Here is a 15,197-nt window from a genome sequence, read left to right on the forward strand (position 1 = left end):
CTTTATCGACAGAGGTTTTTGTTCTTATCCATCGTGTTGAGTAGCGGCTCAATAACACATGTCTGTTTCCCTTTAAGCTTTATGTGTAATGCCATCGGTAATTGCTCACTTTTGATATACATCACGCCAGATTGGCCGACATAACCAATACTCTGTTGTTTAGCATCTGTGATTTCTGTTCCAAAAGGTAAGCTATCGCCATTAGCAAGAGCGCCACGGATGATATAAGTTTGTCGAGTATCGGTCTCGAGTTTGATGTAATTTACCGCCCCTTGATATGGACTTACATTTGCCATATTACCGAGCACCTCAGCGCCTGCGGTTTTCTCTGTATCTGTCAAGGTATAGGTATTGGTTCTATAGGGTGTGGAGTTAGCGACTAAAACAACACCTTGTTGATTAGTTAAGGTGGTTTTATCGGCATTGACCATCATGTCACTGGCCATTGGAGCATCAATGATGGTGTAGGTCTGTCCTGTTTCCCCTGAAAAAACAATATGTCCAGGAATAGCAACCAGAGTTCCTTTGGCGCCTAAACCCGTTTGGCGGTAATTATTGGCCTCTGTGTAAGATCCTGAAAGCGTGCTATAGGGAAGCTGATAGCTGACGTTCCCACCAACTAAGTTATTACCACCGCTTTGGTTCGTTGCAGTTAGCGTATAATTGACTTGGTCATTTTTACCTGCAATACCACTGACACTCAGCGTAGTTTGTTGATAACGAGAGTCGGTGAAATAGCTTCCCATACTAATATTGGCGCGTTTTTCAAATAAAGAAAAAGGAACACTAAAGTTGGCATAAATACGAGTTTCTTCTTCGCTGTCGTAATTGCGAACACGTGAAACAGACACACTATAGGAAATATCGTTATAATTGTTTGCGTAACCGGCTTGATATTCACGGCTATTACCGTTTGCATTCCAATAATCACGGTGTGTACCCGATATGAATACCGAACCATAACCATCAGCTAATTGTTGGTTTAAATTCAACGTAAATGTATTTTTAGCACGTGAACCACGTAAAGCGTCATAATTAGTGAGTGAAAGCTCAGGTGGAATATTATTGCCGAGTTTTTCTGATAACTGGTCTTGATAAGCTTTCCAAGCGCGATAATTATCTTGGGAATAAATGGCATCAATAAAGCTATAGTAACCACTAGTGGAATAACGATATGACGCCAAGGTTAAATTGGTCGATGTTGCATTAATATATTTGTTATAAGTCAGGCGGTAGCTTTGCCCACTGTGATTTCCTGAATCCAATTTAGTATTTGCTTGCGTAATGTCAGCTGAAATGGCCCCAAAACTAAAATTCCAACCACTCCCTATAACGCCAGAATAGTATTTTTCGCTAAATAGCATTCCTGCATAAAGTGTCACTAAATTATTTAATCCATAGTGAAACTCACCTTGAGTAAATTTGGGTTGATAATGGGTATTGTCGATTTTAGTTTGCCCAGCAATAAGGCTGTAATTATAAACGCCCTGTTTGAGCATATCAGGTACAGCAGAATAGGGCACAGTAAAGGTTTCTTGCCTTCCATCAGCTTCTTGGACAACGACGAATAAGTCACCTCCACCAGCACTAGGCTGCAGGTCATTAAATGCAAACTCACCAGGGGGAACGCTTTCTTGATAAACCAGATTATTATTTTGGTACACGCTGACTAAGGCATTTGTTTGAGCGACACCGCGTATAATAGGTACAAAATTTTGACTTGAATTTGGCAACATACTAGCTTCTGTTGCCAATGCAATCCCTCGAACTCGAATACTATTAAATAGGGCTGCGGGTGTATAAAAATCACCTAATTTCAACCCGGATTTGATTGTACTAAGAGGACGATAAACATAACGGGTATTGTTTTTCCATTTTTGGCTACTATGAGAGCTATGTCGATAGCTGGATTCATCTCTAAATTGCCAAGCGCCTAAATTAACGCCTGAATTTAAGGTAGCAAAAAAATTGTCACTGCTAGTTTTAGAGTTTTTTTTCTCTTTGTAACTATAATAATTTGTATTATAAGAAAAAATAATTGCAGGTTCGCCATAATTCCAGAGACTGGGGTCAACATAGTTAGCTTCGAGTTGTTTCAGAGCGACTTGAGGGACGGTAATATCGAGTCGTAGGTCGTTGATATTGAATTTATATTTTATATTGGCCACTAAATCATCAATAGGAATAAATGGCTGTTGTTTGGTTTGTTCAATCACCTCAGAAGATAAATTCAGGTTTAATTTCTGCACATCATCAGCAGCAAGGCTAATCAGTTTACCATCATTATTGATATCAATTTCAAATTGGCCTTTCCAACTATTATTTACATAAAGCTCGGCTAATTGTTTACCTGATGGAATTTTACTGTCGGTATAGAATCGTGAAATATCTCCTTGTGCAGATTTGCCTACCAATAGGGAAGTCTCAAACTCGTCCGCTATTGAGTTCTTTTGATAACTTTGTAGTCCTATTAAGATTAGGAGGTAGAGATAGTTTTCTTTTTTCACGATGATTTCTTCTATTAAAGTTTAATGTTTTTAGATTTGAAAACACCATAGTCATCCACATACATTAAAATAAGATCGTGGCTTTTCATTGTTCCTTTAATAGGTAATTCTTTTTCAGACATAGGGGCAATCATCGCAGAATCAATTAATGAATTATTTTTATCGTCCAATGGTGTGATAGCTGCAATAGTTAAATGGTATTGCGAGTTATTTTTAACTAATATGTTATTATTTTTAATCTGGTAGCTCGCATGATTAATGACTTCATCGGAGGATTCGGTTAGACCAATAGGACGATAAAAAATTTTAATTCGTGAGCGTGTGGCTAGCTGAATTGCATTTTTGCCTTTAGCAGATTCTGGAGTTTTAGGAATATCTAAAACATTTAAGAAAAATACACTTTCAACATTGTCAGAAAGTTTTCCGGGTATTTTTTTTATTTTTAATTGCTGACCTTGTAAACCTTCAATTTTAACAATAGGAGGGGACAAATAAAAAGGTGCTTCAGAATTCTCAGGTGTGGAATTTTCATCACCGTTATCAATCCATGACTGAACAAGAGACGATGTTTTGCTATTATTGGTTAATTGTACAGTAATACTATCAGCGTCAGCAGGATATATAATTCGAGTGCCTGTAATAATAACATTAGAAAATGTTGAGCTCGAAAATAAAATAGTGAGTAATAAAACTAGAGTTTTCATAATAGTATCCATTTAAAGCCAGGCTAATAAAAGCCTGGCTAAGTCATAATTATAAATAGGAAACTGTATATATTACATTTGATTGCAAAAGACCGACTTTGGCAGCAGTTGCATTAGTTTTATAATAACTGGCTATTAAATTGAGTGTAGCTCCTGTCGCGCCACCAGTGTCAGCCCCTGTAAGGTTAGTATCAAAGGCCACATTGAGTGGAATTGCGGTTGTTGGAGTGCTGGTTTTAGATAAACTAAATCCAACATTTTTAGCAACGGAAGCATCATTTTCATTGACGGAAGTATTCACTAAATACAAACCGGAAGGGGAAATATTACTTGATGAATAAAAGTGTAATTTCAGATTACTTACAGGAGTGCTCGCAGGTGCGCAATCAGAGAAAGTTAAAGAAAATTGTTTTTGATTTTTAGAAATAACCGTCGCGGCAGTGGTCCCTGCATCTGTTACGGTTATTGGGTCAAGAACAACAGTCATATCGGCACTATTTCCGCCATTAATAGTACAAGTTGTATCGCTTATTGCTCCAGAAATTGAAATAATTCCTCCAGCACTGTTAGTTATTGCAAGTGCTGAACCTGATATAACAGATAACGAAAGTAAAGACAGAGGTAGTATATATCTAGACATAATTAACCCCATAAGGTCAAAGTGAAATAAAGTGATATAACTTTGATTAACAGCTGAATGTAAATTAGCTGTGTTATTTTATGCTAGATATAAAGTATATTTTTTTCAAATTAAAAATTAAAAAAATATTTAATGAGATTAATGTCTTTTTTATATGCATGAATTTAATATGATATTGTTTTTCTAATTATGTCAGTGTGACTCGTAATAAGTGTAATTTTTTGATGATCAGTAGTTTATCTTTTTGAGTATTTCTTGTTGTGCATGTTATTGTGACAAGGATAAAGGTCAATTAACTTAACAATAAACAAAAGTTATATTAATTTGTGAAATTAAATAAAATTTAATTTATAAAAAATTAATTGATAATAAAATGGCAAGTCATAGTTAATGACTTGCCATTGAGATATAATCTTATCTTATAAGCTTGGTAGGAAAGTCGTAAATACAGGCATAAAAGTGACTAAGAGTAATACGATAATTAATGCAAAGAACAGTGGCATGACTTCACGAATAAAGTCTGAAATACGTACACCAGTAATCGATGTGGCTACAAACATGACGGTTCCCATAGGGGGGGTTAAGCAGCCGATAGCTAAATTAAGGATCATGACAATGCCAAAATGGATAGGGTCAATTCCTAATAATTTTACTGTAGGCATTAATAATGGAACAAGAACAATAATTGCTGCATTACCTTCAATAAACATACCTAGAATTAAAAGCACCGCATTGACAATCATTAAGAAGACATATGGATTATCAGAGAAACTGGTCATCATTTTGGCAACATCTTGTGCCACTTGCTCGTTCGTCAATACCCATGCTAATGCAGAACAAGTCATAATAATGAGCATGATGCTTGCTGTTGAACGAGCTGTTTCTAAAAATGAGGCCGCAATGTCTTTTAACTTCATTTCACGATAAAAAAAGGTACCAATTACAATAACGTAAAGTACAGCAATAGCACCAGCTTCTGTCGGTGTAAAAATACCAAAGCGAATTCCGCCAATAATAACGAGGACTAAGAGGAAAGCTGACATTGCTCCTTTACCTGTTTGGTAAACTTCAGCAAATGTAGGCGCTTTGTCTCTAGCAGGTTTGTATCCACGTTTTTTGGCAATAAGATAAATTGTAACCATTAAAGCAACGCAGCACATTAAACCAGGAATGATTGCAGCCATAAACATCTTACCAATAGAGACATCGGCAACAAATCCATAGATGATTAATGCAATACCTGGTGGAATTATAGGTGTTATTAATGATCCTGCAGCAGTGACAGCGGCAGAGAAGCTTTTCCCATAACCTAATTTGGTCATTTCGGGTACTAACATTTTAGATAACATGGCACAGTCAGCAAGGTTAGATGCAGAGAGCCCGCCCATCATTGTACTTAATAATACGTTAGATTGGGCAAGTCCCCCTGGGTAGTGCCCAGACAGTGTGCCAGTAAATTTTAACATTCGGCTAGTGATACCCGTGTAATTCAAAAGGTTACCTAACAGAATGAAAAAAGGAATAGCAAGTAACGTGACATTTTCTCCTGCACCAATAATGCGCTGAACTGCAATAAGAGGAGATATATCACCAGCAGAAAAGAAATAAGTGAGTAATGCAATTAGCACACTTAAAAAAATGGGAACATTAATTAAAAAGCAGAATATTAATACAATACAGGCGATAATTACTGACATGGTTTATCTCCTTTTATTAATTTACTCATGTCTTCCAGTAAATGTTGGATAGAAAATAACACCATGATGGATGCGCCAATGGGAACAGAAAGGTCGATATAGTAATAAGAAACACCAATAATTGGTGTTATTTTATCTTCTGCGATAATCGAGAGTTCATATCCAAGATACCCAAAAATTGATAAAGCAATAATGGCCATAATATGCGTAATGACCGCGATAGCTAATTGTACTTTTTCAGGAAATAAAGAGGTAATAGCATCAATACTGACGTGCATTCTTTTACCCGCAGCGGATGCTGCTCCAATCATAACCAACCATATGTAGCAAATAATTAAAACTTCCTCACTCCACATTAAAGGGTCATTAAGAAGCCAACGCATGAATACAGCAAGAATGGTAATAATGACGATAGCAGCAACAGCAAGCGAAGCCACTATATCACTTAATTTCCCCAGAAATTTAAACATAAAAGATCCTTGCGAGAATAATAGTCAACCATTTGTATTGTAAAAATTTTGGCGGTGTTAACCGCCAAGTAATAGGGTTAATTATTAATAATATCTTGAGTTTGTTGATATAAATTCGCAGACCATTCAGGGAATTCATTATAGAAAGGCTTAGATTTTTCTTTGAAGAGCGCTCTGTCTACTTCAACAACAGTAACACCTTCACTTTTCATTTTTTCAATAATCTCTTTTTCTTGTTGTAAGACTAAATCTGTTAAAAATTGCCCAGCTTCATTTCCTGATTCAACTAAAGCCTGCTGAATATTTTCAGGTAATTTAGCGTAGGTTTTGCTGCCCATAACTAAGTTGGTTACGTTTTCTACATGGCCAGTTAGAATTAAGAATTTGGCAGCTTCATGGTGTTTTTGCCCATATAGCACTGGAATTGGGTTTTCTGCACCATCAATAATTTTAAGATTAAGTGCAGTATAAACTTCAGCTAAAGGTAATGGTGTTGGTGTGGCTCCCATTGCCTCTAAACCTTTAATTTGAATTTTATTGTTGGGGACGCGAATTTTTAAACCTTTTAGGTCATCTGGGGTTTGGATCATTTTATTGGCTAAGATATGACGTGAACCATATAGCCAATCTTTAGAAACCACATGAAGGCCTTTTTTATCTAACTGTTGTTCTAAGGAACCATACCAAGGTGAGGCATTTAATTTAAAAATATCTTTATAAGATAGCCCTAAGTACGGCCCAAACATAATACCGTAATCAGGTACATAATCAGAAAAGAAGGCACCATCTGCTAAGGTAATTAATGGACTACCTAACTTCATTTGTTCGATGACATCTTTTTTAGAACCTAATTGTGAGCTTGGGTAAGGAATTAACTCACCTTCACCATTAGTTTTTTCATTGAATTTCTTTGCCCATTCGTGGATAGCTAAGTCAAAAGGCTCTCCGGGGTTATTTTCATAAGCGACTTTTAGCTTATATTTAGCATCGGCGAATGCGGCACCTGTCATGCTGCCCATTAATAGCATTGTGCTGAGTGTTAAGCTAAGAAATGTTTTTCCGTTTAATGTGCTCAGTTTCATAAAGGTATCTCCTGTAGGGGGATTTATTGTTTTAAGTATTTAGTTTTTTTCTAACCAATGTATTTTTTGCGTAGCATTATTTCTGTGCCACTATTCAGAATATCTGTGATTTTTTGGCTCACATCATCTTGTAATTGTGGTATTTCGTTGAGGTTTAATCCCCATAAATCAGACATTGCTAGCACATTTTCAGTCAGTTGTTTTACATTTGAGTCATAGAGCTCATTCCAAGCTTTAAAGCGTTCGAGTAAATAATCATCATCATTTAAAGGAATGAGTTGTTCACCCTGTTTTCCTCGATAGAAAACAATAAGTGCAGCAAGTGAAAATGAAATGCAATAAGGAATTTTATTGTATTGCTTAACATAAGAGATTAATTGAGGTAATAAACGAGTTTTAAATTTAGTTAGCGAGTTTAGAGAAATTGAAAGTAACTCATGCTCTATATATGGGTTATTAAAACGGTCAATTACTGCGGAGGCAAAAGCCATGAGCTCCGAAGGGCTTTGAGATAAAACAGGAATAACCTCATTATCAATTAAATCTTTGATGAAAGATAAAAAGATTGGGTTGGTAGTGACATCACGAACAGTTCGAATCCCTGCTAAATAAGCAACGGGAACCATCGCAGTGTGTGCACCATTTAAGATTGCAACTTTACGTTCTTTGTAGGGTTTTATGTCATCTACTACTTTGATATTTAATGGCAATTCATTTAACTTTAGCTTCTGCTCTAGTATTTTTGGCCCTTGAATAACAAATAAATAGAAATATTCAGCAGTGACGAGAAAATCGTCTTTATAGCCTAATTCTTTTTCCAGTTTTTCAATTTCATTTTTCGGGTAGCCAGTAACAATTCTATCGACTAACGTAGAACAAAACGTATTACTGCTATTTAGCCAAGCGATAAAATCCGTGGGAAGTTGCCAGTCTTGTGCATGTTGATTTACAAACTCTTGTAATTTATCGCCATTATAGTCAATTAGCTCACAGGGGATGATGAACAACCCTTTGCTACTATCGCCATTAAAATGTTGAAAGCGGTGAAATAAAAATTGAGTAAGCTTTGCAGGGAAACTACTTGCTGGTGTATCTTCTAAGCGTACGTCGTGCTTATATACGATCCCTGCTTCCGTAGTATTAGAGAAGATCCATTGTAATTCGGGATTTTCTGCACACTTTAAAAATTTATCATATTCAGAATAGATAAGTATTTCACGGTTAACCGAATTAATAATTCTTATATTAGAAACACTTTGTTTTTGTTCATTAATCCCCCTGGTGATGGCAGTATAAAGTCCATTTTGTTGATTAATTGAGGGATGTGATGAGTCAATTGGCCTGACAAGCGTAATGCCACTATTGAAATCTGTCTTTTCATTCAGTTGGTCAACCATCCAGTCGATAAAAGCACGTAAAAAATTACCTTCTCCGAATTGTAAAATTCTCTCTGGGTATTGCTTATTAGCCATTGACTGTCTATTTAAGTAATCCATGACCATTCCTCTAGTTATTATGTGTATTAATCATCTGGTGTTGATTCAGACTAGAAGTATTTTTTTCTATGGACTATTAATTGCATCAATTTTGTGGAATGAATGGCTTTTTGATGTTTTTAATGTGTTTTTTATCAGTTAAAAACAGATGAATTATTGATAGATTAAATCTGTTCAATAAATATGTCTTTTAATTAATTGAAATATAGTGATAATTTTATTTTCTATAATTTTTGATAATAATAATTTTATAATTAAGCTGTTTTTTTACTGAAAAATTCAGGTTTTGTTTGATGTGTACCATTATCGACCCAAAGAAATAATTCGTCATTGGCCATCCATTGGCCTTGTAAACTAATGTTATTTATTCATAAGTTTGCTGTATGGAGTTGATCATAGTTCGTTTAGCGGTATCTAAATGATGTCTAAGTTCATTCATCGCGACAATATCATTACGGCTAATTAACGCACTTAAAATGGTCATGTGTTCTTCAATTGCCAGTACATTTCTTTCTTTTAAATCTGATTCATCCCATTGATATTGAAAATGAAATATCACAGTGATGATTTCAAGAGATTGATTAAAAAATGGGTTGTTGGCACCCGATAAAATAAGGCTATGTAGTTCATAATCTAGTTGAGAAAAGTCGCGGTAATTGATAGTAACGGTTTCACGCAGTGTTCTATGTTTGAGTAATAGCTCTTTCGCTAAAATCCAACGATGGTCATCTGGTGGTAAATTTAAAAAATGAGTCAATGCATTGGTTTCTAGTAACTCCCTAAACTCAAAAAGTTTTTCTGCGTATTCACGTGAAAACTTCATCATATGCCAATTTCCTCGGTGGGTGTTTTTAATTAACCCATAACGGGAAAACTCCACTAAGAACTCCCGAACAACACTAGAACTTACATGACTTTTTTTTGCTAATTGTAATTCAGTAAAAGTATCTCCGGGCATCAATTCTTTGCGTTTAATCATTTGATAAAACGCTTTTTCGAATAAGACGATTTGTTGATCAGGGAGACTTGATTCAACAGGAAAGAAATCAGTTTTATTGGGATAGCGAATGACATGATATTCATTCCCTTGTTTTTCAATGATTTTCTTTTCTAATAAATATTCGAGGGTATGTCTCACGGTGGTTCGACTGATATTAAACATCTCTGCTAAAGAAGATTGTGAGGGGAAGGGGGATGTTAATAAATTTTTATGTATGGCATCTAAGAATTCATTAATTGACCCATAGCGTATATTTTTACTCCTCACCATTTAAATACTCCTTGAATCTGATTTTTATTCTTTAAAGACCGATTTAAAACCGATTTAAAAACATTTAATCACAAAATTCGGTTGTTAATTATCTAGTCTATGTTTTTTAAATTAAAAAAGACAGATAAATTGATGGAGGGAAATATGAAACAATTGATTTGCCAAGAACCTAAACAATTAGTCTATCAACAAGTTGTTGAACCTACAGTTCAAACTGGGCACGTAAAAATAAAAATTCATGCGGTTGGTATATGTGGAACTGATATTCATGCATGGGGAGGAAACCAGCCATTTTTTCAATATCCACGAGTATTAGGACATGAAATTTCTGGAACTATTTGTGAGGTTGCATCAGATATCACGCAGTGGAAAGTCGGGCAACGTGTTGCGGTGATGCCTTATGTCGCATGTTACGAATGTGGTGCATGCAAGGAAGGAAAAACAAATTGTTGCGAAAAAATATCAGTTATTGGCGTTCACGAAGACGGGGGTTTTTGTGAATATTTAAATGTTCCAGAGAAAAATGTATTAGCGATTGAAGACACTGTCACAGATATTGATGGCGCCTTGATCGAACCATTTTCAATCAGTGCTCATGCCGTCAGGCGTGCGCAGGTTAAAGCGCAAGATACTGTTTTAGTCGTAGGGGCTGGGCCGATAGGGCTTGGCGTTGCTGCAATTGCCAAAGCGGATGGTGCTAACGTATTAGTGGCTGATACCAGTGAGGCACGTCGCCAACATGTTGAAAAGGTCTTAGGCTTAAAAACGTGTGACCCAGCGGCTGAAAATTACTTATCAAGCATTGAAGGCCATTTTTCAGGCATGCTTGCTGAGAAAGTCATTGATGCTACGGGGAATCAACACGCAATGAACACCGCGGTGAATTTAATTCGTCATGGTGGTTTAATTGTATTTGTTGGCCTATTTAAAGGTAATTTATCGTTTCCAGACCCCGATTTCCATAAAAAAGAGACAACAATGATGGGGAGTCGTAATGCAACGCCTGAAGACTTCAATAAAGTTGCAAGATTAATGGCTGAAGGTAAGTTATCTAGTGGGATGATGCTAACACACCAATTTGACTTTGATACCATTGGTGATGTTTATGAAAGTGATGTCATTAATAATCGTGAATTAATTAAAGGTGTTATTTTGTTTTAAATAGCAATTTATTTTAAACAAACATTTATTTTAAATAACAACAAAAACCCACTCTTATTGTGGGTTTTTGTTTGGCGCTAATTTATTTCTAGTCTGAATGAATTAGCGTTTTAATGCTTCCGATAACTCATCTTTCATGACGGACAGTATGTCTCTAACAACACGTGGGCTACCAGCGACTAAGTTACCAGATGCGATATAATTATGGCCGCCAATAAAGTCAGTCATGATACCGCCAGCTTCACGCATGATTAGCTCGCCGCCTAAGAAATCCCATGGTTTTAAGCCGATTTCAAAGAATGCATCAACACGACCAGAAGCAACATAACACAGGTCTAACGCCGCAGAACCCGTACGACGGAAATCAGCGCATTTGTCGAACATTGCGGTCATGATATTCATATATACCGCAGCGTGCTGTTTTTGTTTGAAAGGGAAACCTGTCGCAACGATAGCGCCATCAAGGTCACGCTTTTCATCAATGCGAATACGATAACCGTTAAGCTGAGCGCCTTGTCCACGTACTGCGCTAAATAATTCATTACGCATTGGGTCGTAGACAACAGCAACTTCTGTACGGCCTTTAACGCGTACAGCGATAGAAACAGAAAAATGAGGGAGGCGTTTTGTGAAGTTGGTGGTGCCATCCAGTGGATCGATTACCCATTGAATATCATCATCTTTACCAATTAATTCACCGCTTTCTTCAGTGATAATAGTGTGGTCTGGATATGACTTGCGGATGATTTCAATGATCAGTTGCTCAGATTCTTGATCAACGTTAGTAACGAAATCGTTAGTGCCTTTCTGAGTGACTTTAATATTGCTAGGCATTTCATAGTTTTTAGCTATGTGATTACCGGCCTTACGTGCTGCACGTATGGCGATGTTAAGCATCGGATGCATGGGCTTTTTCCACTGGAATGTTAAAGAACGAAAAACTTGAGTGCCGAAGTATATAGATGTTCGTCACAATAAGCAATTTTGTGTTAAGCTATTGCGATAATTTTTTTATGAAACGTATAAACCATGTTAGATAATATCCGTATTGTTCTTGTTGAGACCTCACACACTGGTAATATGGGCTCAACGGCCCGCGCAATGAAAACCATGGGGCTTTCTAATCTCTATCTTGTTAACCCTCTTGTTGAACCAGACTCACACTCTATTGCGCTTTCTGCAGGAGCAAGTGATGTTATTGGTAATGCGACAATCGTTAAAACTCTCGATGAAGCTTTAGAAGGCTGTAAACTAGTGATCGGCACTAGTGCGCGTTCTCGTACTTTATCTTGGCCGATGGTTGAGCCACGTGAATGTGGCGTTAAATCTGTTGAGCAATCCAAAGAATCGCCGGTTGCGATTGTTTTTGGTCGTGAGCGAGTAGGATTGACCAACGAAGAATTACAAAAATGTCAGTATCATTTATATATCCCAACGAATCCTGAATACGGTTCTTTGAATTTAGCGATGGCGGTTCAGTTGGTGAGTTATGAGATACGTATGGCGTATCTTTCAATGAATGAAAAAAATACGGTAATTTCCGCCGATGATGAGGTAGAATACCCGCCGTCAGAAGATGTTGAGCGGTTTTATGTCCATCTTGAAAGCGTATTGAATGAATCCGGTTTTATACGTAAAGCCCACCCTGGCTTAATTATGAATAAATTACGCCGTTTATTCACTCGAGCGCATATCGAAACCCAAGAGTTACATATCCTGCGGGGTATTTTAACGTCAATGGAAAAATGGGCGAAAAAGTGAGGCGAAATCCGTGGTAAAATCAGGTGAATAATACTTGAGTAAATTAGTCGGGTAAATAGTTGACTAAATTACTCAGGAATGTCACAATCTGACCATAATTTACCACGGAGTAATATGTTATGAGACTCACTTCCAAAGGGCGTTACGCAGTAACTGCGATGTTAGATGTCGCATTACACTCTCAGTCAGGTCCAGTGCCTTTAGCTGACATTTCTGAACGTCAGGGAATCTCCCTCTCTTATCTTGAGCAACTTTTCTCTCGTTTACGCAAAAACGAGTTGGTTTCGAGTGTGCGCGGTCCAGGCGGCGGTTATTTGCTTGGTAGAGACGCAGACCAAATCTTTGTTGCTGAAGTAATCGCTGCGGTAGATGAATCTGTTGACGCCACCCGTTGCCAGGGTAATAAAGAAGGTTGCCAAAATGGCGATCGCTGCTTAACTCACGCACTATGGCGCGATTTAAGCGATAGAATTACAAGTTTCCTTAGCAGCATTAGCCTTGATGAGCTGGTTAAAAACCAAGAAGTCATGGTTGTTGCTGATAGACAAGATAACGAACAGCGTAAAACCATGCCAAATGGGATTACACCTGAATCGATTATCAATGTACGTGCTTAAAAATATTAAAAAAATTGCAGTCGGTACATCTTGGTGAGTTGTTAGACGAAGAGCTAATTTCCGCTATTTGTATCTTTAAAAATTAAAGGCAAGTTACCTTGTCCTTTGGAGTAAGTGAGCAATGAAATTACCAATTTATCTTGATTATTCAGCAACAACACCGGTTGACCCGCGTGTGGCTGAAAAAATGATGCAATGTTTAACAATGGATGGGAACTTTGGTAACCCAGCGTCCCGTTCTCATCGTTTCGGCTGGCAAGCGGAAGAAGCGGTAGATATTGCTCGCAATCAAATCGCCGAATTAGTGGGCGCTGACCCGCGTGAAATCGTGTTTACTTCAGGCGCAACTGAGTCTGATAACTTAGCGATTAAAGGCGCTGCTAATTTCTATAAAAAGAAAGGCAACCATATTATTACCTGTAAAACGGAACACAAAGCCGTTTTAGATACCTGCCGCCAATTAGAGCGTGAAGGTTTTGAAGTGACTTACCTGTCACCGCAAAGCAACGGTTTAATTGCTATGCAAGACCTACAAGACGCTATCCGTGAAGACACTATTTTAATTTCTATTATGCATGTTAATAATGAAATTGGTGTAGTGCAGGATATCGAAGCTATTGGTGAATTATGCCGTAGCAAAGGGATTATTTTCCACGTCGATGCAACTCAAAGCGTGGGCAAGTTGCCCATCGACCTGAATGCGTTAAAAGTTGATTTAATGTCGTTCTCTGCGCACAAACTCTATGGCCCAATGGGCATTGGTGCACTGTATGTCCGCCGTAAACCTCGTGTTCGCCTTGAAGCGCAACAGCACGGTGGTGGCCATGAGCGCGGTATGCGTTCTGGGACATTACCTGTACACCAAATCGTTGGTATGGGCGAAGCTTACCGTATTGCCAAAGAAGAAATGGCTGCGGAATCTGAGCGTTTACGCGGTTTACGGTTACGTTTGTGGAACGGTATTAAAGATATCGAAGAAGTTTACCTCAATGGTGATTTAGAACACGGTGCGCCGCACATTCTGAACGTCAGCTTCAACTATGTTGAAGGTGAATCACTGATGATGTCATTAAAAGATTTGGCTGTATCTTCAGGTTCTGCATGTACTTCTGCAAGCCTAGAACCTTCTTATGTACTGCGCGCTTTAGGGATGAATGATGAGCTGGCACATAGCTCAATCCGTTTCTCTTTAGGTCGTTTCACGACAGAAGAAGAAATTGACTATGCAATCAAAATGATTCATGGCGCAATTGGCCACTTACGCGAGCTGTCTCCTTTATGGGAAATGTTTAAAGACGGCGTAGATCTTAACAGCATCGAATGGTCTCACCATTAATCAGACGGTTTCAGGAGTTTAAAAATGGCTTACAGTGAAAAAGTTATCGATCATTATGAAAACCCACGCAACGTTGGTTCGTTTGACAACAGCGACCCAAGCGTCGGTAGCGGTATGGTAGGCGCACCTGCCTGTGGTGACGTCATGAAATTACAGATTAAAGTAAATGATGACGGCATTATTGAAGATGCACGCTTTAAAACTTATGGTTGCGGTTCAGCAATTGCATCAAGTTCACTCGTGACTGAGTGGATGAAAGGCAAAAGTTTGGACGAAGCGGAGTCAATCAAAAATACAGCCATTGCAGAAGAGTTAGAATTACCACCAGTGAAAATTCACTGTTCAATTCTAGCGGAAGACGCAATTAAAGCTGCTATTGCTGATTACAAAAGCAAACGCCAAAGCAAATAAGTTTTTAATCAGTCTATAGGGCAAGCCATATTAATAAATAACAAC

At 37.6% G+C, this 15,197-nt stretch carries 14 protein-coding genes; 5 read left to right on the plus strand and 9 right to left on the minus strand.

Going from position 1 to position 15,197, the window contains the following annotated elements; translation table 11 throughout:
- Positions 1-2 precede the first annotated feature (2 nt).
- The 8 genes from PSE83_RS05980 to PSE83_RS06015 form a co-directional block, all read right to left on the minus strand.
- The gene (locus PSE83_RS05980) at positions 3-2,507 is read right to left on the minus strand and encodes a fimbria/pilus outer membrane usher protein (protein WP_004264929.1); all 2,505 of its coding nucleotides are present in this window, start codon (positions 2,505-2,507) and stop codon (positions 3-5) included.
- 14 nt (positions 2,508-2,521) lie between these two features.
- A complete protein-coding gene (locus tag PSE83_RS05985; RefSeq protein WP_036959000.1) occupies positions 2,522-3,211 on the minus strand; it encodes a fimbrial biogenesis chaperone in 690 nt (229 codons plus the stop codon).
- A 49-nt stretch (positions 3,212-3,260) separates the two neighbouring features.
- On the minus strand, positions 3,261-3,851 hold the full coding sequence (locus PSE83_RS05990; protein ID WP_036958998.1) for a fimbrial protein: 591 nt from the start codon (positions 3,849-3,851) through the stop codon (positions 3,261-3,263).
- Positions 3,852-4,270: 419 nt separating this feature from the next.
- Positions 4,271-5,548: a TRAP transporter large permease gene (locus PSE83_RS05995; protein ID WP_004264925.1), complete on the minus strand. Its 1,278-nt coding sequence runs from the start codon at positions 5,546-5,548 to the stop codon at positions 4,271-4,273.
- Positions 5,539-6,018 carry a TRAP transporter small permease gene (locus PSE83_RS06000; RefSeq protein WP_004264924.1) on the minus strand — a complete coding sequence of 160 codons (480 nt, stop codon included), beginning with the start codon at positions 6,016-6,018 and terminating at the stop codon, positions 5,539-5,541. Before PSE83_RS06000 ends, PSE83_RS05995 begins: the two co-directional genes overlap by 10 nt.
- Before the next feature lie 77 nt (positions 6,019-6,095).
- Positions 6,096-7,100, minus strand: a complete 1,005-nt coding sequence (locus tag PSE83_RS06005; protein ID WP_004264923.1) for a C4-dicarboxylate TRAP transporter substrate-binding protein — start codon at positions 7,098-7,100, stop codon at positions 6,096-6,098.
- Between the two features lie 50 nt (positions 7,101-7,150).
- Complete coding sequence (locus PSE83_RS06010; RefSeq protein ID WP_036958996.1) at positions 7,151-8,596, minus strand: tagaturonate reductase; 1,446 nt, start codon at positions 8,594-8,596, stop codon at positions 7,151-7,153.
- A gap of 364 nt (positions 8,597-8,960) precedes the next feature.
- Positions 8,961-9,866 carry a GntR family transcriptional regulator gene (locus PSE83_RS06015; protein WP_004264921.1) on the minus strand — a complete coding sequence of 302 codons (906 nt, stop codon included), beginning with the start codon at positions 9,864-9,866 and terminating at the stop codon, positions 8,961-8,963.
- A gap of 132 nt (positions 9,867-9,998) precedes the next feature.
- Here PSE83_RS06015 and PSE83_RS06020 point away from each other — a divergent pair, with 132 nt between their 5' ends.
- Positions 9,999-11,027 carry a zinc-binding alcohol dehydrogenase family protein gene (locus PSE83_RS06020; protein ID WP_004264920.1) on the plus strand — a complete coding sequence of 343 codons (1,029 nt, stop codon included), beginning with the start codon at positions 9,999-10,001 and terminating at the stop codon, positions 11,025-11,027.
- Between the two features lie 102 nt (positions 11,028-11,129).
- On the opposite strand, the gene suhB is transcribed toward PSE83_RS06020, so the two are convergent.
- Positions 11,130-11,933 (minus strand): inositol-1-monophosphatase, encoded by an 804-nt coding sequence (gene suhB, locus PSE83_RS06025; protein WP_004264919.1) that lies wholly within the window; start codon positions 11,931-11,933, stop codon positions 11,130-11,132.
- 123 nt (positions 11,934-12,056) lie between these two features.
- On the opposite strand from suhB, the gene trmJ reads away from it, so the two are divergent.
- The 4 genes from trmJ to iscU all read left to right on the plus strand — a co-directional run bounded on the left by trmJ (position 12,057) and on the right by iscU (position 15,152).
- The gene (gene trmJ / locus PSE83_RS06030; protein WP_004264918.1) at positions 12,057-12,788 is read left to right on the plus strand and encodes a tRNA (cytosine(32)/uridine(32)-2'-O)-methyltransferase TrmJ; all 732 of its coding nucleotides are present in this window, start codon (positions 12,057-12,059) and stop codon (positions 12,786-12,788) included.
- 119 nt (positions 12,789-12,907) lie between these two features.
- Positions 12,908-13,405 carry a Fe-S cluster assembly transcriptional regulator IscR gene (gene iscR / locus PSE83_RS06035; RefSeq protein ID WP_004264917.1) on the plus strand — a complete coding sequence of 166 codons (498 nt, stop codon included), beginning with the start codon at positions 12,908-12,910 and terminating at the stop codon, positions 13,403-13,405.
- A gap of 121 nt (positions 13,406-13,526) precedes the next feature.
- Positions 13,527-14,741, plus strand: a complete 1,215-nt coding sequence (locus tag PSE83_RS06040; protein ID WP_004264915.1) for an IscS subfamily cysteine desulfurase — start codon at positions 13,527-13,529, stop codon at positions 14,739-14,741.
- A gap of 24 nt (positions 14,742-14,765) precedes the next feature.
- Positions 14,766-15,152, plus strand: a complete 387-nt coding sequence (iscU, locus tag PSE83_RS06045) for a Fe-S cluster assembly scaffold IscU (protein ID WP_004264914.1) — start codon at positions 14,766-14,768, stop codon at positions 15,150-15,152.
- The last annotated feature ends 45 nt before the right edge of the window (positions 15,153-15,197 follow it).

It is taken from the genome of Providencia sp. PROV150 (genome assembly GCF_028481025.1).
Lineage (GTDB): Bacteria > Pseudomonadota > Gammaproteobacteria > Enterobacterales > Enterobacteriaceae > Providencia > Providencia hangzhouensis.